Raw genomic sequence first — 20,323 nt, forward strand, 5'->3', positions numbered from 1 at the left:
CCCGACCGCGGAGATCGACGAGTCAGTAGATTGCTCGTCATGGACGGGGAACGAGCGGATGAGGGTCGGGCGGGGGCGCCGGCCGGTCGAACGAGGGTGCCGCGCGGCATGCGCGACTGGCTCGTGGACATCGTCTGCATCGCCCTCGCCGCGGTCGTCGGCCTGCTGACAGTGGAGTCCCTGCGCGGCGACCCCGACACCTCAGGCGCGGTGCTGGTCGTCGACCAGATCGTGGGCGCCGCGGCGTGCGCGGCGCTGTGGACGCGACGGCGGTGGCCGACCGCCCTGGCCGTGGTGCTGGTGGTGGTGGGCACCGTGACCCCGTGCGCGGCGGGGGCGATGCTGGTGGCGATGTTCACGGTGGCGTTGCACCGGCCGTTCCGGGTGGTGGCGTGGGTGGGGTCCCTCGCGCTGGTCGCCTCGCCCGCGCAAGCCGCGCTCCGGCCGGACCCCGGCATGGCGTTCATGGCGTCGACCGTGCTCGGTGTGCTGCTGGTCCTCACCGTGACCGGCTGGGGCATGTTCATGCGGTCCCGCCGTCAGCTGGTGCTGGAGCTGCGCGAGCGGGCCCTGCGCGCCGAGTCCGAGGCGGCGCTGCGGGCCGAGCGGGCCCAGCGTCTGGCCAGGGAGCGCATCGCCCGGGAGATGCACGATGTACTCGCCCACCGGTTGTCCTTGTTGTGCGTGCACGCGGGGGCGCTGGAGTTCCGGGCGGACGCGTCGCCGACCGATGTCGCCCGGGCGGCGGGGGTGATCCGCGACAGCGCGCATCACGCCTTGCAGGAGCTGCGCGACGTGATCGGAGTGCTCCGCGCCCCCGAGAGCACGGCGGCGACCGCCCCTCCCCCGGACGGCTTCCGGAAGGAGGCGCCCGGTGCCACCGCCCGGCCGCAGCCCACGCTGAAGGTGCTGGAGGAGCTGGTCGGGGAGTCCCGGCAGGCGGGGACGCGCGTCGCTCTCGACCAGCGGATCGCCGACCCGGGGTCGGTGCCCGACGCCACGGGCCGCAACGCCTACCGCATCGTGCAGGAGGCGCTGACCAATGCCCGTAAGCACGCCCCCGGGGCAGAAGTTCGGGTCATGGTCGAGGGTTCACCGGACGAGGGACTCACCGTGCTGGTCGCCAACACGGCGGGACCGGGCGAGGGCGCGGACGGGCCCGGTCCAGCCGTGCCGGGGGCCGGACAGGGGCTGATAGGGCTCGCCGAGCGCGCGGCACTCGCCGGTGGCCGTCTGGATCACGGCCCGATACCCGAGGGCGGCTTCCAGGTCCTCGGCTGGCTACCGTGGCCGTCATGAACGCGCCACAGACCCCGCCGATCCGTGTCCTGCTCGTCGACGACGACCCGCTCGTACGGGCCGGGCTGTCGTTCATGCTGGGGGGTCTGTCCGACATCCGCATCGTCGGTGAGGCGGCCGACGGCGGCGAGGTGGCCGAGCTGGTCGACCGGGTCGCCCCGGACGTGGTGCTGATGGACATCCGCATGCCGTCGATGGACGGTCTGACCGCCACCGAGCGGCTGCGCGGTCGCGAGGACGCCCCGGAGGTCATCGTCCTGACGACCTTCCACGCCGATGAGCACGTGCTGCGCGCCCTGCGGGCGGGAGCGGCCGGTTTCGTCCTCAAGGACACCCCGCCCGCGGAGATCGTCGACGCCGTGCGGCGGGTGGCGGCGGGCGCGCCCGTCCTCTCCCCCACCGTGACGCGTCAGCTCATCGCGCAGGTGACGGACCGGGAGCGGGACACCCGGGGCAGCAGGGCGCGGGCGCTGCTGGACGCGCTCAACGACCGCGAGCGCGAGGTCGCGGTCGCCGTGGGGCGCGGGCAGTCCAACGCGGAGATCGCCGCGGGCCTCTATATGGGAGTGGCGACGGTCAAGACGCACGTCTCCCGCATCCTGACCAAGCTCGGCCTCAACAACCGGGTGCAGATCGCCCTGCTCGTCCATGACGCCGGCCGGGCGGACACCCAGGCGTAGCCCCGCGCGCGGAGGCGGCGAAAACCGCCGTCGCGAACCGGCTCCGCGACCGGCACGCGACCCTCGGTAACCGGTTTTGCAAACGGCGGGTCATGTTGCCGAACCGCCTTGGAACCTACATCCGGCCGACGTACGGCTGTTACAAAACAGCAGGGAAACAGCAGGTTGCAGGTCATAGGATCGAACTCATGATCGGCGGGCGATTAGTTCTAATCGCCCCTTTCGTTTTGCTCGTATCACTACCGCGCTCGCTCGGCGCAGGAGAGTAGGGGGACACCTGTGCCAGGGCACATACCGCGTCGCCGCGTGCTTCAGGTCGCCGGTGGCGGGATCGTCGTCGGAACGGGCGCGGTGGGTGCCTGGCAGTGGCTGGCCCCGGACTCGAAGAAGGGCTCCAAGGGTGCTCCGGCGCGGAACGCCAAGGCGGTGACGTCCGAGTCGTTCGTGCACGTCATCGCGCATCCCGACGACTCGCTCTACTTCATGAACCCGGAGCTGGAGCAGTCGATCCGCAGCGGTGCCCCGTCCGTGACGGTCTGCCTCACCGGCGGCGAGTCCGACGGCCGCAATGAACTGTCGGGGGCGCGGAACTACCGCAAACTGCCCGAGAAGCGGCCGGAGTTCGTACGCGCCCGGGTCAACGGCTTCCGCGAGGCGACGGCCCGGATGGCGACCGGTGACTCGCTGAGCCCCTGGGACGTGGAGACGCTCAAGCTGGTGCCCGGCTACGAGGTCGAGGTGCAGACGCTGCGCGCGGCCCCCCAGGTCCAGTTGATCTTCCTGGAGCTGATCGAGGCGCGGACGCTCAGGAATCCGCGCAAGGAGAGCCTGCGCGGTCTGTGGCTCGGGGCGACCCCCAAGCTGACGACGCTGCGGCCGGCCGGTACCCCGGTCTCGCGCACCTTCCAGTACGGGCGCCAGCAGCTGATCGACACGCTCGTGGCGGTCTTCGAGCGCTACCAGCCGACCGTGGTCCGCACCCTCGACCCGAACCCCTCGCACCTGCCGAAGCAGCCGGAGTTCCCGAACACCCCGCCCGTCCTGCACGGCATAGCGAAGTACGACCACCAGGACCACACGACGTCGGCGTTCTTCTCCCAGGCCGCGCTCGCCGAGTACTGGGGCCGCAAGCACGCCCGCCCGACGGCCGTGGACAGCTACGTCGGCTACGAGGTCGCCCACCTCCCCAGCAACCTCGACAAGGCCACCACCGACCACAAGCTGAAGTTCCTCGACACCTACGGCTGGGCCGACGGCAAGGACTGCGGCGAGGCCGCGGGCTGCGGCGACCGGAAGGTGGGCCGCACGTCCGGGACCAAGTACCGCGGCTGGTCGAGCAACTGCCGCCACCGCGCCCCGGGCACGATGCGCTGGGTGCAGCCGCTCCCCGACGGACGCCTCGCGGCCTTCGCGCTCCTCAACGGCGCAGCGCAGTGCTGGACCGAGACCCGGGCCGGCAGCGGCACCTGGTCCGCGCCCGCCTCGGTCGGCGGTTCGATGCTGGAGGGCCAGGTGCAGGCGGTGCGCCACGCCAACGGCACGCTCCAGCTGTTCTCCATACGCACGGTCCTGCCGGGCCGGGACGCGGGGGACAAGGGGCGCAAGGGCGACAAGGGCGAGAGGGACGATCGGGAGCACCGGCGCGAGGTCGTCACCGCCCTCCAGACCGGGAAGGGTTCCGGCACCCCCGCCTTCGGCCCCTGGGAGTCCCTCGGTTCGCCCGAGACGGACCCCCAGCGCTCGATGGAGGTCGGCTACCCGGTCGCGGTGGCCGCCAAGGACGGCACGGTCCACGTCTTCGTCCGGAACTTCGACGGCGGGGTGAGCTTCCGCAGCGGCGCCGGTGGCAAGGACTGGTCGGAGTGGGAGTCGCTGTCCACGGCCGGCTCCCCGGTGAACGTCCACGACGGCATCGACGCGGCCCTCGACGGCCAGGGGCGGATCCACGTCGTGGCCGCCGACACCAAGACCGTGCACCACTGGATGTCCGAGGGCCCCGGCGGGGCCCCGCAGCCGGCCGAGCCGACCCGGCTGCCCGCGGTCACCGGCCCGCTCACCCTCGTGGCGCTTTCCGGCGGTGGCATGCGCGTCGCCATGCGCCAGCCCGAGACGTCCCGCGTGCTGGTCGCCGACCGGCCGGCTGACAGCGGCGGCTGGCGGGTGTCGGCCCAGTGCGAGCCGCTCGGCGGCTACGGACGGGTCTCCATCGCGCAGGCCGGGAACACCGCCGTGCTCGCCGACCGTGACGACAAGGGCCACGTCCGGCTGTCCGCCGGCTCCGGCCGCCCCGGCCCCTGGCAGGGCGTGGGCATCGCGCACCGCGGCACGCCCGGCATGGTCCAGGACGCCCAGGACCGCACGGTCACGGTCGTCATCGGCATGGACGGGACGCTGAGCACCGCCCGCCACCAGGGATCGGGCACGTCGCCCTTCACGGCCTGGGTCGCCCACGACGGCAAGGCCCGCACGGACGTCGCCTCGTAGCGGCGGCCGGATCGGGACGGCCGGTCAGAACGGCCGCCAGGAACAGCGGGACCCGAGGAACGGACACAGCGAAACGGCCCTCCACCCGGCATGAGCCGGGTGGAGGGCCGGTCCTGTGTTCCAGACCACCCACGTGCCGTCGGGCCGCGGTCGCGGGACCGCGGCCCGGACGTGACGTCAGCCCGTCGCGGTGGTCTTCCGCACCCGGCCCGCGACGTGACGTCAGCCCGCCGCGGCTGCCCGCAGCCGGTCCGTTATCAGCCGGTTGATCTCCCTCTGGTGGGACGCCAGGAAGAAGTGGCCGCCCGGGAAGACGTGGAAGTCGAAGGCGCCGTCGGTGTGGTCGCCCCACGCCTTGGCCTCCGCCACGGTGACCTTGGGGTCGTCGTCGCCGGTCAGGCCGACGATCGGGCAGCGCAGCGGCTCCCCGGGCTCGTACGTGTAGGTCTCGGCGGCCCGGTAGTCGGCGCGGATGGCCGGTAGGACCATGCGCAGGACCTCCTCGTCCCCGAGGATCTGGGTGTCGGTGCCGCTGAGGCTCTTCAGCTCCCGCAGGATGCCCTCGTCGTCGCGCTGGTGCACGGTCTCGTGGCGGTGGGCCGAGGGGGCGCGGCGGCCGGAGGCGAAGACGCCGGCGAGGACGGTGTCCCGCTCCTTCTCGAAGCGCCGGGCGATCTCGAAGGCGAGCGTGGCGCCCATGCTGTGCCCGAAGAGCGCCAACGGCTTGTCGGCCCAGGGCAGCAGGGCGTCGAAGACCCGGTCGGCGAGGTCGGGGATGTTGTCGATGAGCGGTTCCTTGCGGCGGTCCTGGCGCCCGGGGTACTGCACGCACAGGACCTCGACGGACTCCGGCATCGCCTGGGACACCGGGAAGAAGAAGCTCGCGGAACCGCCGGCGTGCGGCAGGCAGACCAGTCGGACGTCGCTGTCCGGGCGCGGGTGGAACCTGCGGATCCACAGGCCGTTGTCCTCGGAGACGGCGGCCCGGCCGGTCCTGTCGGTGTTGTCGATCACGAACGGTGTTTCCTTCCAATGAATTTCACGACGCGTGGAGGCGCGTGGATACGCGTGGATACGCGTGGAGAAGAAGAACGGTGGGTGTGCGGCGGGGCCCTCGTCGGGGGCCCCGCCGCACACCCGTTTCACACCGTACTCACTCCCCCACGGTGCGCAGCTTGGTCAGCCACTCGTCGACGGCGGCCGCGGCGGACTCCGCGTACCGCTCCATCATCGTGTAGTGGTTGCCGGGCACTTCGGTGACCGTCGTCGCGTGCTCCGGCGGGGCCGGGCGGTCGTCGGCGCCGGCCGTGCCGTCGGCCATCCACTCGGCGGCGCGCACGACCAGGGTCGGCGCGTCGATCTCGGGGGCCTCCCAGCCGTCGTAGATGCGCAGGTAACCCCCCATCGCCGTCAGCTGGGTGCCGGGCGCGGAGACGAACTCGAAGCGGGCGGTCGACTCCTGGGCCACCGCGGTCTGGAAGCGGTCGGCCATGTTCTCCCGGCGGGTGAAGCTGTCGAGCATCGCGACGCCCCGTACGGGCCGGCCCAGTGCCTGGAGCCGGGCGGCCACGGCGTGCGCGACCCATCCGCCGGAGGAGTAGCCGACGAGCACCAGCGGCTCGTCGCCCACGCACCGCTCGATGGCCTCGGTGTGCACCTGGGCGAGCGCGTCGACATCGGCGGGGAGCAGCTCCCCGGGGGCGAAGCCGGGCTCGGGCATCGCCCAGATGCTGCGCCGGCCGGCGAATCCGGCGGCGAACCGGGCGTACTGGTGCACGCCCGAGGGTGCCATGTACGGGCCGAAGCAGACCAGGTGCGGGTCGGCGGCGCCCGCCGCGAGGCGGACCGGGGTGGGCTGGTGCGCCGCGGTCCCGGTCACGTCGAAGAGGGGGCGCAGGCGTGAGGCGCTCGCCACCATCTCGAAGGCCTCGGCGAACCTGCCCTGTCGGCCGGCTTCCTGATAGAGGGTGACGATGATGTCCTCCGGCTCGGCCGGGGCCGCGTCCGTGCCGGGCGCCGCCTGTGTGCGGTGGCCCTCCGCGAGCATCCCCCGGAGCCGCTCGCCGACCTCGGCCGGCGTGGGGTGGTCGAAGACCAGGGTGCTCGGCAGCCGCAGGCCGGTGGCCCGGCCGAGGCGCTTGCCGAGTTCGACCGCGGTGAGCGAGTCGAAGCCCAGCTCCAGGAAGACGTGCCGGTCCAGGACCGCGTCCTTGGAGGCGTGGCCGAGGACGGCCGCGGCTTCCGCCCGTACGAACTCCACGATCGCCGCGCCGTGTTCGGCGGGCTCCAGGCCGGCCAGCCGGCGGACCAGCGGCGGGTCGCCGCCGGTGTCCTCCGCGCTCTCGCCCTCCTGCTCGGCGAGGAAGCGGACGACCTCGGGGAGGTCGCCGATGAGGGGGCTGGTGCGGGCCACGGTGAAGCCGGGCACGAACCGCTCCCAGTCGACGTCGGCGACGACCAGCGCCGTCTCGTCGCGCTCCACCGCGCGGCGCAGCGCCAGGACGCCCGCCTCGGGGCTCATGGCGTCCAGGCCGCGCAGTCGCAGCCGTTCCTCGGCGGTGGCGTCGACCATGCCACCGCCGCCCCACAGGCCCCAGGAGATGGAGGTGGCGGCGAGGCCGCGGGAGCGCCGGTGCTCGGCGAGGGCGTCGAGCGAGGCGTTGGCGGCCGCGTAGGCGGACTGTCCGCCGCTGCCCCAGGCGGCGGCCCCGGAGGAGAACAGCACGAAGGCGTCCAACGGCCGGTCGCCCAGCAGCTCGTCCAGGTGTGCCGCGCCGGCCGCCTTCGCGCCGAGCACGTCGGCGAACTCGGCCACGTCGGTGTCCATGAGCATCGCCGGGGTGCCGACGCCTGCCGCGTGCACCACGGCGGTCAGCGGCGGCAGGTCCGCGAGGGAGCCGAGGAGCGTGGCCACCGCGTCCCGGTCGGCCATGTCGCAGGCGGCCAGGGTCACCCGGGCGCCGAGGGCCTCCAGCTCGGCCTTCAGCTCCTCGGCGCCGGCGGCGGCCGCGCCGCGGCGGCCGGTCAGCACCAGGTGTTCGGCGCCGGCGCCGGCCAGCCAGCGGGCGACCTGCCCGCCGATGTAGCCGGTGCCGCCGGTGACCAGGACGGTGCCGCGCGGCTCCCACGGCCGCTCGGTGCCCGCCGGGTTCTCGCCGCGTGCCAGGCGGCGGGCGTACGTGCCGTGGTCGCGGACCGCGATCTGGTCCTCGCCCGTGGCGCCGGACAGCGCGGCGGCGAGCCGGCGGGACGTCCGCCCGTCCGAGGGCTCCACGCTCCCGGGCAGGTCGACGAAGCCGCCCCACAGCGCGGGGTGTTCCAGGGCCACGACCCGGCCCAGCGCCCACACCTGGGCCTGCCGGGTGCCGCCCGGCACGTCGGCGGTCCCGGTGGTGACGGCGCCCCGGGTGACGCACCACAGCGGGGCGTCCAGGGTCGCGTCGCCGAGCGCCTGCACCAGGGTCAGGGTCGCGGCGAGGCCACCGGGCACCACCGGGTGGTCCGGGTGCGGCCGGTCGTCGAGCGCGAGCAGCGACAGGACGCCGGCGAAGCCGTCCCCGGCCTCGCGCAGCCGCCCGGCCAGGGCCTCGCGGCTCTCGGTGACGTCCACGGCCAGCTCGACGGCCTGGGCGCCGTGCTCGGTGAGGGAGTGCAGGGCCGCCTCCACGGCCGGGTCGGCGGCGGCGCCGCACGGTACGGCGACCAGCCAGGTGCCGGTGAGCGCGGGCCGGGCGGGCTCGGGCACGGGCTTCCAGGTGACGCGGTAGCGCCACCGGTCGACCTGGGACTCGTCCTGGCGGCGCCGGTGCCACGCCGACAGCGCCGGGAGCACCGACCGCAGGGGCGCGTCCTCGTCCATGCCGAACCCGCCGGCCAGCGTGCCCAGGTCGCCGCTCTCGACGGCTTCCCAGAACTCCGCGTCCACGGCCGACATCGCGATGTCCTCCTGGCCGGCCTGCGCGCCTTCGGAGGAGTTGAGCCAGTACCGCTGCCGCTGGAAGGGATAGGTGGGCAGCCCCACCGTCCGTGCGTCCCAGCCGGTGAACACCGCGCTCCAGTCGACCGGAACGCCGTGCGCGTGGGCCTCGCCCAGCGACGTCAGGAAGCGGCGGGTGCCGCCGTCGCCGCGCCGCAGCGTCGGCACGACGACCTCCCGGCCGCTGTCGGGGACGGCGGCGTCGACGGTCTCCTGGAGGCCGTACGCCAGCACGGGGTGCGGGCTGATCTCGATGAACACCTGGTGGCCGTCGGCCAGCAGCTGCCGGGTGGCCTGCTCGAACCGTACGGTCTGCCGCAGGTTGCGGTACCAGTACGCGGCGTCCAGCGGTGTGTCCACCATCGTGCCGGTCACCGTGGAGCAGAACGGCACCTGGGGGGCGCCTGGGTTCATCTCGGCGAGTACCTCGGCGAGTTCGTCCCGGATGACCTCGACCTGGACGCAGTGCGAGGGGCAGTCGACCTTGAGGCGCTTGGCGTTCACGCCCTCCGCCTCGCAGAGCTCCAGCAGTTCCTCCAGGGCGTCGAGATCACCGGCGACCACGACCGTGCGGGGCCCGTTGACGGCGGCCACGCTCAGCCGCCCGTCCCAGCGGGTCAGCCGCTCGGTGACCTCCGCCTCGGTCTCCGGCATGGACACCATGCCGCCCAGTCCCGAGAGCCTGCTGAGGAGCCGGCTGCGGCGCACCACGAGCCGGGCCCCGTCGTCGAGGGTGAGGGCGCCGGCGACGCAGGCCGCCGCGATCTCGCCCTGCGAGTGCCCGACGACCGCGGCGGGCCGTACGCCGCAGGCGCGCCACAGTTCCGCGAGGGAGACCATGACCGCCCACAGCACGGGCTGGATGTCGTCGACCCGCTCCAGGGTGGGCGCGCCGGCGGTCTCCCGCAGCACGTCCTCCAGCGTCCAGTCGACGAACGGCTTCAGCGCCTGCCCGCAGGCGTCCATCCACCGCCGGAACACCGCGGAGGTGTCGAGCAGTTCCACGGCCATGCCGGCCCACTGCGAGCCCTGGCCGGGGAAGACGAAGACGGGTTGCCGGCTCGACGTGGCCGAGCCCCGGGCGGTCCGCTCGTCGGGCAGGCCCGTCGCGAGGGCCTCCAGCGACTCCGCCAGTCCGGTGGCGTCCGCGCCCACGACCACGGCCCGCTGGTCGAAGACGGTGCGGGTGGTGGCGAGCGAGTGCGCGATGTCGTGCGGGCGGGTGCCGGGCTCGGCGCGCAGCAGCTCCGCGAGCCGGCCCGCCTGCTCCTCCAGTGCCTGCGCCGACCGGGCGGACAGCACCAGCGGTACGGTCACGGGGTCGACGATCGGCGCTTCCCGTGGGGCGGCCTGGACGGGCGCTTCGTCGGCGGGAGCCTCCTCGATGATGACGTGGGCGTTGGTGCCGCTCACGCCGAAGCCGGAGACGCCGGCCCGCCGGGGGCGGCCGTTCGGCGACCAGGCCACGGGTTCGGTCAGCAGCCGGACGGCCCCCGAGGCCCAGTCGACGTGCGAGGTCGGCTCGGCGACGTGCAGGGTCCGGGGCAGGACGCGGTGGTGGAGGGCCTGCACCATCTTGATGATGCCGCCGGCGCCAGCCGCCGCCTGCGTGTGACCGATGTTGGACTTCAGCGAACCCAGCCACAGCGGCCGGTCGCCGTCGCGCTCCTGCCCGTACGTGGCCAGCAGCGCGTTCGCCTCGATGGGGTCGCCCAGCGAGGTGCCCGTGCCGTGCGCCTCGACGACGTCCACGTCGGCCGCCGACAGCCCGGCGTTGGCGAGGGCCTGGCGGATCACCCGCTGCTGGGCGCGGCCGCTCGGGGCGGTCAGGCCGTTCGACGCGCCGTCCTGGTTGATCGCGCTGCCGCGGACGACGGCGAGGACCTGGTGGCCCTTGCGGCGGGCGTCGGAGAGCCGCTCGACGAGCAGCAGCGCCGCGCCCTCGCTGAAGGACGTGCCGTTGGCGTCGGTGGAGAACGCCTTGCAGCGCCCGTCCGCGGACAGCGCCCGCTGCCGGCTGAACTCCACGAAGGCGCCGGAGCTGGACATGACGGTCACACCGCCGGCCAGCGCCATGTCGCACTCGCCCTGCCGCAGCGCGGTGACGGCCATGTGCAGGGCCACCAGCGACGCCGAGCAGGCCGTGTCGACCGTCACGGCCGGGCCTTCGAGGCCGAGGGTGTAGGAGATGCGGCCGGAGATGACGCTGGCGGCGTTGCCGGTGCCGAGGTAGCCCTCGACGCCGTCGGGCACCTGGAGGTGACGGCGGACGTAGTCCTGGTAGCCGGAGCCGACGAACACGCCGGTGCGGCTGCCCCGTACGGTCGTCGGGTCGATCCCGGCCCGCTCGAACGCCTCCCAGGAGGTCTCCAGCAGCAGTCGCTGCTGCGGGTCCATGGCGATGGCCTCGCGCGGCGAGATGCCGAAGAAGGCGGGGTCGAACTCGGGAAGGTCGTAGAGGAATCCGGCCTCCCGCGCGTACGTCGTGCCCTCGTGGTCGGGGTCGGGGTGGTAGAGGCTCTCCAGGTCCCAGCCGCGGTTGGTGGGGAAGGGCCCCATCGCGTCGGTGCCCTCGTCGACGAGCCGCCACAGTTCCTCGGGCGACCGCACGCCGCCGGGCAGCCGGCAGCTCATCGCCACGATCGCGATGGGCTCGTCCTGGACGGCGGCGACCGCCGCCTCGGGGGCGGCGTCCGCGTCGGCGCCCAGCAGCTCGTCGAGCAGCCACTCGCCGAGGGCCAGGGCCGTCGGGTAGTCGAAGACGAGCGTCGAGGGGAGGCGGGCGCCGGTGACCTGGCTCAGCCGGTTGCGGAGCTCGACCGCGGTCAGCGAGTCGAAGCCCAGCTCGCGGAAGGCCCGGCCGGGCTCGATCCGTTCGGGGCCGCTGTGGCCGAGCACGGCGGCCGCCTCGGCGCGTACGAGCTCCACGAGGGTGCGCGAGCGCTCCTCGGGGTCGGCGGCCGCGAGCGTACGGCGCAGGGTCGCGGCGGCGTCCGACAGGTCGTCGCCGGCCGGGCGCGCGGCGTCCCGGAGCTCGGGCAGGTCGCCCAGCAGGGGGCTGGGCCGGCTCACGGTGAACGTGGGCGCGAACCGCTCCCAGTCCACGTCGGCGACCGTCACCGCGGTGTCGTCGCGCGTCAGCGCCTGGGCGAGAGCGGAGACCGCCGACGCGGCGGGCATCAGCCGCAGGCCGCGGCGGGCCAGGCTCTCGGCGACGCCCTCACCACCGGCCATGCCTCCGTCGCCCCACGGGCCCCAGGACACGGCCGTCGCCGTCACTCCGCGCGCCCGGCGGGCGGCGGCGAGGGCGTCGAGGAAGGCGTTGGCCGCCGAGTACGCGGCCTGCCCGCCGCCGCCCCAGATGCCGGCGATGGAGGAGAAGAGGACGAAGGCGTCCAACTGCCGGTCGCCCAGCAGCTCGTCCAGGTGCACGGCGCCGTCGACCTTCGCCGACAGCACCTCGGCGAACCGCGCCGGGTCGGTGTCGGCGAGCATGCCGGGCGTCTCCACACCGGCCGTGTGCACGACAGCGGTCAGCTCCGGCAGGGTGTCGAGCAGAGCGGACACGGCGTCCCGGTCGGCGACATCACAGGCGGCGATGGTCACCCGGGCACCGAGCGCCTCCAGTTCGGCACGCAGGGCATCGGCACCTTCGGCGGCGGGGCCACGACGGCTGGTCAGCACGAGGTGCTCCGCACCCGCACCGGCCAGCCAACGGGCCACATGCCCGCCCAGCGCACCCGTACCACCGGTGATCAGCACGGTTCCGCGCGGCATCCACGGCTCACCGGACGGGCGGGAGGTGGTGAGGTGACCGAGGCGGCGGGCGAGAACACCGGTGTCGCGTACGGCCACCTGGTCCTCGCCGGTGTCGGCCGTGAGGGTGCCGACCAGCCGGGACAGCGCCCGTGCGTCCAGCGTCTCCGGCAGGTCCACGAGCCCGCCCCAACGGTGCGGGTACTCCAGCGCGGCCACCCGGCCGAGGCCCCAGACCTGCGCCTGGGCCGGGCCGGCCAGCACGTCGGACAGCCCGGCGGAGACGGCGCCCCGGGTGAGGCACCACAGCGGCGCCTCGACATCGGCGTCGCCCAGCGCCTGCACCAGCGCGAGGGTGAGGGCGACCCCTTCCGGCAGGCCCGCGACCCCGTGCGGCGACGGGGCGTCGTCCAGGGCGAGGAGGGAGGCGACCCCGGCCGGCGGGGTGTCGCCTGCGGCTTCGCGCAGGAGGGAGGCGAGGGCCTCGCGGTCGGAGGTCGCGTCGACGGTCAGGGTGGTGGTGTCCGCGCCACGGGCGGCCAGAGCCTCCGCGAGGGCGGTACCGGCCTCCTGCGAGGTCGTACCCGCCGTGGTCAGGAGCAGCCACCGGCCGGTGGCCGACGCGGGCCCGGCCTCGACCAGACGCTGCCAGGTGACCCGGTACTGCCAGCCGTCGACGGCGGACTGCTGCCGCGGCTCCAGTACGGGGGCGTCCAGCCAGTAGCGCTGGTGGTCGAAGGCGTAGGTGGGGAGGGCGACGAGGCGGGCGCCGGGGTGGACGGCCGACCAGTCGAGGGAGGTGCCGTTGACGTGGAGGGTGGCGAGGGCGGTGGTGACGGCCTCGGCTTCGGGGCGGTCGGAGCGGAGGGACGGGACCGTGACACCGGTGCCGTCGAGGGTCTCCTCGGCCATGGCGGTCAGGACACCGCCGGGACCGATCTCCAGGAACGTACGGGCACCTTCGGCGGAGAGCGTGCTGACCGCGTCGGCGAAACGGACGGCCTGACGGACGTGCCGCACCCAGTACTCCGGGTCGCACAGTTCCTCGGCCGATACGAGCTGCCCGGTCAGCGTCGAGACGATCGGCAGCTCCGGAGCGGAGAAGGCCAACCCCTCCGCGACCGTACGGAACTCCGCCAGCATCGGCTCCATCAGCGGCGAGTGGAACGCGTGGGAGACCGTGAGGCGCTTGGTCTTACGACCTTCGGAGGCAAGACGCTCGGCGATCACCGTGACCGCGTCCTCGGCGCCCGAGATGACCACCGAGGTCGGGCCGTTGACGGCCGCGATGCCCACCTCATGGCCCTCAAGCAGCGGAAGGATTTCCTCCTCCGTCGCCTGGACGGCCACCATCACTCCACCGGCCGGCAGCGCCTGCATCAGCCGACCACGAGCGGCCACCAGAGCCGCCGCATCGGCGAGAGACAGAACTCCCGCCACATGCGCGGCGGCCAGCTCACCGATCGAGTGCCCGGCCAGTACATCGGCGCGCACGCCCCACGACTCCACGAGCCGGAACAGCGCCACCTCGACGGCGAACAGCGCGGGCTGCGTGAAGCCCGTCTCGTTCAGCGGCCCGGCGTCCTCGTCGAACACGATGTCCCGCAGCGGCCGGTCGAGGTGGGCGTCCAGGTGCGCGCACACCTCGTCGAAGGCGTCCGCGAACACCGGGAACGTGTCGTACAGCTCCCTTCCCATGCCCGGCCGCTGGCTTCCCTGCCCCGAGAACAGCAGGGCGAGCTTGTTGTCGGGGGCGGCGACGGCGGCGGTCACCGCCGCGGACGGCTTGCCGTCCACCAGGGCGCGCAACCCGTCCAACAGGCCGTCGCGGTCGGTGGCGACGACGGCGGCGCGGTGTTGCAGCGCGGCGCGCGAGGTGGCCAGGGTCAGGCCGACGTCCGCAAGCGGGAGTTCCGGGTGCTCGGTGAGGTGGAGGAGCAGCCGGTCGGCCTGGCGGCGCAGGGACTGCGCGGTGTTGCCGGAGAGGACCCAGGGGGTGCTGTGGCCGGCCGCCGGGGTGGTACGGGCCGGGGCGGTTTCCGTGGGCTCCGGAGCCTGCTCGATGATCACGTGGGCGTTGGTGCCGCTCACGCCGAAGGCGGAGATACCCGCCCTGCGCGTGCGGCCGTCGTCCGGCCAGTCGACGGGTTCGGTGAGGAGCTCCACGGCTCCGGTCGACCAGTCGACGTGCGGGGTCGGCTCGTCGACGTGCAGGGTCTTGGGCAGCAGGCCGTGTTCGAGGGCCTGCACCATCTTGATGATGCCGCCGACACCGGCGGCGGCCTGGGTGTGGCCGATGTTGGACTTCAGCGAACCCAGCCACAGCGGCCGGTCGCCGTCCCGCTCCTGCCCGTACGTGGCGAGCAGTGCCTGGGCCTCGATCGGGTCGCCCAGCGTCGTGCCCGTGCCGTGCGCCTCGACGACGTCGATGTCGGCGGGCGTGAGGCCCGCGCTTTCCAGCGCCTGGCGGATCACGCGCTGCTGCGCGGGACCGTTCGGAGCGGTCAGGCCGTTGGAGGCACCGTCCTGGTTGACCGCGCTGCCCCGTACCACCGCGAGGACGCGGTGGCCGTTGCGCTGGGCGTCGGAGAGGCGCTCGACGAGCAGCAGGCCGACGCCCTCGCCCCAGCCGGTGCCGTCCGCCGCCCCGGCGAAGGGCTTGCAGCGGCCGTCGGCGGCGAGGCCGCGCTGGCGGCTGAACTCGATGAAGGCGTTGGGGCTGGACATGATGGTCACACCGCCCGCGAGGGCCATCGCGCACTCGCCGCGCCGCAGCGCCTGGACCGCGAGGTGGAGCGCCACGAGGGAGGACGAGCAGGCCGTGTCCACCGTCATGGCGGGGCCTTCGAGGCCGAAGGTGTAGGCGATCCGGCCGGAGACGACGCTGCCGGAGCTGCCGGTGCCGATGTAGCCCTCCAGGTCCTCCGGAACGCTCAGCAGGCGTGCCGCGTAGTCCTGGTAGCCGGAGCCGATGAAGACGCCGGTGCGGGTTCCGCGCAGGGCGGTCGGGTCGAGGCCGGCGCGCTCGAACGCCTCCCAGGAGATCTCCAGCAGCAGTCGCTGCTGCGGGTCCATGGCGAGGGCCTCGCGCGGTGAGATCCCGAAGAACATCGGGTCGAAGTCGCCGACGTCGTAGAGGAAACCGCCGTCCTTGGTGTACGTAGTGCCGGACTTGTCCGGGTCGGGGTCGTAGAGCGTCTCCAGGTCCCAGCCGCGGTCGGTGGGGAAGCCGGACACGGCGTCGCGCCCCTCGGCGACCAGGCGCCACAGCTCCTCCGGTGAGCGCACGTCGCCGGGGAAGCGGCAGCTCATCGCGACGATCGCGATCGGCTCGTCGTCGGTGGCCCCCGTGCCGGCCGTCGCGTTCGACGTGGTCGTGCCGCTGTTGAGCGCGCCCGTCAGCTCCGTGCGGAGGTGAGCGGCGAGGACGGCGGGCGACGGGTGGTCGAAGACGAGGGTGGAGGGAAGGGCGATGCCCGTGGCCTTGGTGAGGCGGTTGCGCAGTTCGACGGCGGTGAGGGAGTCGAAGCCCAGCTCGCGGAAGGCGCGTTCGGGGGCGACGGCCTCGGTGCCGGTGTGGCCGAGCACGGCGGCGGCCTCGGTCCGTACGAGGTCGAGCACGGCGCGGGTCTGGTCGGCCGGGGAGAGGGTGGTCACCCGCTGGACGAAGGGGGGCACCGTGTCGGCGGCCCCGGGCTCCTCGCCGGCGGCGGCCGCCAGTGCGGCCCGTACCTCGGGCAGGTCGCCGAGCAGGGGGCTGGGTCGCAGCAGGGCGAACGACGGCGCGAACCGGTCCCATGCCACGTCGGCGACGGTGACCGCCGTCTCGTCCCGCTCCAGGGCGCCGCGCAGTGCGGACACCGCGAGTTCGGGCGCGAGCGCGGGCAGGCCGCGCCGCCGGAGCCGGTCCTCGGCGTCGCCGTCCTCGACCATGCCGCCGTCGGCCCAGGGGCCCCAGGCGACGGCGGTGCCGGCCAGGCCGCGTGCCCGGCGCTGTTCGGCCAGCGCGTCGAGCGCGGCGTTCGCGACGGAGTAGGCCGCCTGGCCGCCCGCGCCCCAGACGCCGGAGATGGAGGAGAAGAGGACGAAGGCGTCCAACCGCCGGTCGCCCAGCAGCTCGTCCAGGTGCACGGCTCCGGCCACCTTCGCCGACAGCACCTCGGCGAACGCGGTCCGCGTGGTGTCGGCGAGCATGGCGGGCGTGCCGACACCGGCCGCGTGCACGACGGCGGTCAGCTCGGGCAGGGTGTCGAGCAGAGCGGACACGGCGTCCCGGTCGGCGACATCGCAGGCGGCGATGGTCACCCGGGCGCCCAGCGCCTCCAGCTCGGCACGCAAGGTCTCGGCGCCTTCGGCGGCGGGGCCACGACGGCTGGTCAGTACGAGGTGCTCCGCACCCGCACCGGCCAGCCAACGGGCCACATGCCCACCCAGCGCACCCGTACCACCGGTGATCAGCACGGTTCCGCGCGGCTGCCACGCCGCGCCCGCCTTGACGGCGGCCTGGGACGCCCGTACCAGGCGGCGTACGAACACGCCCGAGCCCCGGACCGCGAGCTGGTCCTCGGCGCCCGCGGCGGCCAGTACGGTCGCGAGCCGGCGAGCCGTCCGGTCGTCCACCGCGTCCGGCAGGTCGACGACACCGCCCCACCTGCCCGGGTGCTCCAGGGCCGCCACGCGGCCGAGCGCCCACACCTGCGCCTGGTGGGCGCCGCGGACCGGGTCGGAGGAGCCGATGGAGACCGCGCCCCGGGTCGCGCACCACAGCGGCGCGTCCACCTCGGCGTCGCCGAGGGCCTGGAGGAGAGTCAGGGTGGCGGCCAGGCCCGAGGTCATCACCTCGTGCGCCGGGCACGGCCGCTCGTCGACGGCGAGCAGGGACAGCGCTCCGGTGACGGTGGTGGCGTCGGTGAGCGCGGTGCGCAGCCGCTCGGCGAGAACGGTACGGTCGTCGGTTCCGGCGTCCACGGTGACGGGCCGGACGTCGGCGCCGTGCTCGCGGAGGGCCCGGAGCGTGGCCGACGCCCACGCGTCGTCGTCGAGGCCGGCGGGCAGCACGGCGAGCCAGGTGCCGGAGAGCCGGGCGTCCTTGACGCCGACGAGTTCGCCGGACGGCTTCCAGGCGATCTGGTAGCGCCAGCCGTCCACGGTCGACTGCTCGCGGAGCTTGCGCCGCCAGGAGGACAGGGCGGGCAGCACGGAACTGAGCGGCGCGTCGTCCGCCACGTCGATCCGCCCCGCGAAGGCCGCGAGGTCACCGCTCTCGACCGACTCCCAGAACCCGGCCTCGGCGGGGTCCACGACGGCTTCGCGCCCGGCGGCCGGGTCGGCGCTCTCCAGCCAGTACTGGGCGCGCTGGAAGGCGTAGGTGGGGAGGTCGACACGCCGGGCGTCACGACCGGCGAAGACCGCCTGCCAGTCGAGCGGGACATCCTGTACGTGGAGGTGGGCGAGGGCGAGGGTGAGGGCCTCGGCTTCGGGGCGGTCGGAGCGGAGGGAGGGGATGGCGGTGGCCGCCTCGTCCAGCGTGTCCTGGGCCATGGCGGTCAGGACACCGCCGGGGCCGATCTCCAGGAAGGTGCGGGCACCTTCGGCGGAGAGGGTGGTGACGGCGTCGGCGAAACGGACGGCCTGACGGACGTGACGGACCCAGTACTCCGGGTCGCACACCTCGTCCGCCGATACAAGCTCTCCGGTCAGCGTCGAGACGATCGGCAGCTCCGGAGCGGAGAAGGTCAGCCCCTCCGCGACCGTGCGGAACTCCGCCAGCATCGGCTCCATCAGCGGAGAGTGGAACGCGTGCGAGACCGTGAGGCGCTTGGTCTTACGACCCTCAGCCGCCAGGCGCTCGACGATGGCCGTCACCGCATCCTCGGCACCCGAAATGACCACCGAGGTCGGGCCATTGACAGCCGCTATGCCTGCCTCATGGCCCTCAAGCAGCGGAAGAACTTCCTCCTCCGTCGCCTGGACAGCCACCATCACACCACCGGCCGGCAACGCCTGCATCAACCGACCACGAGCAGCCACCAAAGCCGCCGCATCAGCCAGGGAAAGCACCCCCGCCACATGCGCGGCGGCCAGCTCACCAATGGAGTGCCCGGCCAGGAAGTCCGGCCGCACACCCCACGACTCCACCAGACGGAACAGAGCAACCTCAACAGCGAACAACGCAGGCTGCGTAAAGCCCGTCTCGTTCAGCGCCTCAGCATCCTCACCGAACACCACATCCCGCAGCGGACGCTCCAGACGCCCCTCCAACTCCCCGCACACCACGTCAAACGCCTCGGCGAAAACAGGGAACGCGTCATACAACTCACGCCCCATCCCCAACCGCTGACTCCCCTGACCCGAGAACAACACCGCAAGCTTGCCCTCACGCCCGGTCTCGCCCTCGACCACATGCGCCACGGAAGAACCATCGGCCACAGCCCGCAACCCGGCCGTCAGTTCGGCGAGATCCGAGCCGACGACCACCGCACGGTGCTCCAGCGCCGCGCGCGACGTCGCCAGGGAGTAGGCGATGTCGACCGCTCGCGCGTCCGCCACGCCCAGCACATGGGCGAGCAGCCGCTCGGCCTGTTCGCGCAGGGCCGTCGTGTTGCGGGCGGAGATCGTCCAGGCGACGGGCGCCCGGTCGTCGACGGGGCCGCTCTCGGAGCGGGTGGCCTCGGCGGTCTCGGGAGCGGTGGGGGCCGTGGGGGCCTGTTCGATGATGGTGTGGGCGTTGGTGCCGCTGACGCCGAACGACGAGACGGCCGCTCGACGCGGGCGGTCGCCCTCGGGCCACTCCACGGGCTCGGTCAGCAGACGGACGGCGCCCGTCGTCCAGTCGATGTGCGGGGACGGCTCGTCCGCGTGCAGGGTCTTGGGCAGCTTCTCGTGCTGGAGTGCCTGCACCATCTTGATGATGCCGCCGACGCCCGCCGCCGCCTGGGTGTGGCCGATGTTGGATTTCAGCGAACCCAGCCACAGCGGCCGGTCGCCGTCCCGCTCCTGCCCGTACGTCGCCAGCAGCGCCTGCGCCTCGATCGGGTCGCCCAAGGTCGTGCCCGTACCGTGCGCCTCGACGACGTCGATGTCGGCGGGTGACAGGCCGGCGCTCGCCAGCGCCTGGCGGATCACGCGCTGCTGCGCGGGGCCGTTCGGAGCCGTCAGACCGTTGGAGGCGCCGTCCTGGTTGACGGCGCTGCCCCGTACCACCGCGAGGACGGGGTGGCCGTTGCGCTGGGCGTCGGAGAGGCGCTCCACGAGGAGCATGCCGACGCCCTCGCCCCAGCCGGTGCCGTCCGCGTCGGCGGCGAAGGACTTGCAGCGGCCGTCGACCGCGAGGCCGCGCTGGCGGCTGAACTCGGTGAACATGCCGGTGTTCGCCATGATGGCGGCGCCGCCGGCGAGGGCCATCGAGCACTCGCCCTCGCGCAGTGCCTGTACGGCGAGGTGGAGGGCCACCAGCGACGACGAGCACGCCGTGTCGACCGTGACCGCCGGGCCCTCCAGCCCGAAGGTGTAGGAGACGCGGCCGGAGGCGACGCTGGGGGCGGTGCCGGTGAGGAGGAAGCCTTCGAGTTCTTCGAGGGCGTCGCCGCCGCCGGCGTAGCCCTGGTAGGCGAGGCCGACGAAGACGCCGGTGCGGGAGCCCTTGACGGACAGCGGGTCGAGGCCGGCGCGTTCGAAGGTCTCCCAGGCGATCTCCAGGAGCAGTCGCTGCTGGGGGTCGGTGGCCAGGGCCTCGCGGGGGGACATCCCGAAGAAGGCGGGGTCGAAGCGGCCGGCCTCGTGGAGGAAGCCGCCTTCCCGCGTGTAGCACTTGCCGGACTTCTCGGGGTCGGGGTCGTAGAGGCCGTCGAGGTCCCAGCCGCGGTCGGTCGGGAAGCCGGAGACGGCGTCGGCGCCGTTCTCGACGAGCTGCCAGAGCTGTTCGGGGCTGTTGACCTGGCCGGGGTAGCGGCAGCTCATCGCGACGATGGCGATGGGTTCCTGGTCCTTCGTCTCCACCTCGTGCAGTCGGCGCCGGGTCTGCTTCAGATCCGCCGTCACACGCTTGAGGTAGTCGAGCAGCTTCTGCTCGTTCTCCATGTTTCGTTCACCCGCCAAGCAAAGGAAGAAAGTGGATTCGCGCGGCATT

At 73.7% G+C, this 20,323-nt stretch carries 5 protein-coding genes; 3 read left to right on the forward strand and 2 right to left on the reverse strand.

The features are described from left to right. Nucleotides 1-39: 39 nt before the first annotated feature. The 3 genes from ACZ303_RS18640 (at nt 40) to ACZ303_RS18650 (ending at nt 4,463) form a co-directional block, all read left to right on the forward strand. Nucleotides 40-1,299, forward strand: coding sequence for a sensor histidine kinase (locus tag ACZ303_RS18640; protein ID WP_467340170.1), 1,260 nt, complete (start codon nt 40-42; stop codon nt 1,297-1,299). Continuing rightward, nucleotides 1,296-1,979 carry a response regulator gene (locus tag ACZ303_RS18645; protein WP_467340172.1) on the forward strand — a complete coding sequence of 228 codons (684 nt, stop codon included), beginning with the start codon at nt 1,296-1,298 and terminating at the stop codon, nt 1,977-1,979. The genes ACZ303_RS18640 and ACZ303_RS18645 overlap by 4 nt, the downstream gene beginning before the upstream one ends. A 306-nt stretch (nt 1,980-2,285) precedes the next feature. Then, nucleotides 2,286-4,463 (forward strand): PIG-L family deacetylase, encoded by a 2,178-nt coding sequence (locus tag ACZ303_RS18650; RefSeq protein WP_467340174.1) that lies wholly within the window; start codon nt 2,286-2,288, stop codon nt 4,461-4,463. Nucleotides 4,464-4,685: 222 nt separating this feature from the next. Here ACZ303_RS18650 and ACZ303_RS18655 read toward each other — a convergent pair whose 3' ends face one another. Together ACZ303_RS18655 and ACZ303_RS18660 are read right to left on the reverse strand one after the other, a co-directional pair. Then, nucleotides 4,686-5,477 carry a thioesterase II family protein gene (locus tag ACZ303_RS18655; protein WP_467340176.1) on the reverse strand — a complete coding sequence of 264 codons (792 nt, stop codon included), beginning with the start codon at nt 5,475-5,477 and terminating at the stop codon, nt 4,686-4,688. Nucleotides 5,478-5,616: 139 nt separating this feature from the next. Next, on the reverse strand, nt 5,617-20,274 hold the full coding sequence (locus tag ACZ303_RS18660) for a type I polyketide synthase (RefSeq protein ID WP_467340178.1): 14,658 nt from the start codon (nt 20,272-20,274) through the stop codon (nt 5,617-5,619). Between the last annotated feature and the right edge of the window lie 49 nt (nt 20,275-20,323).

The organism is Streptomyces sp. NPDC023527, assembly GCF_055560115.1.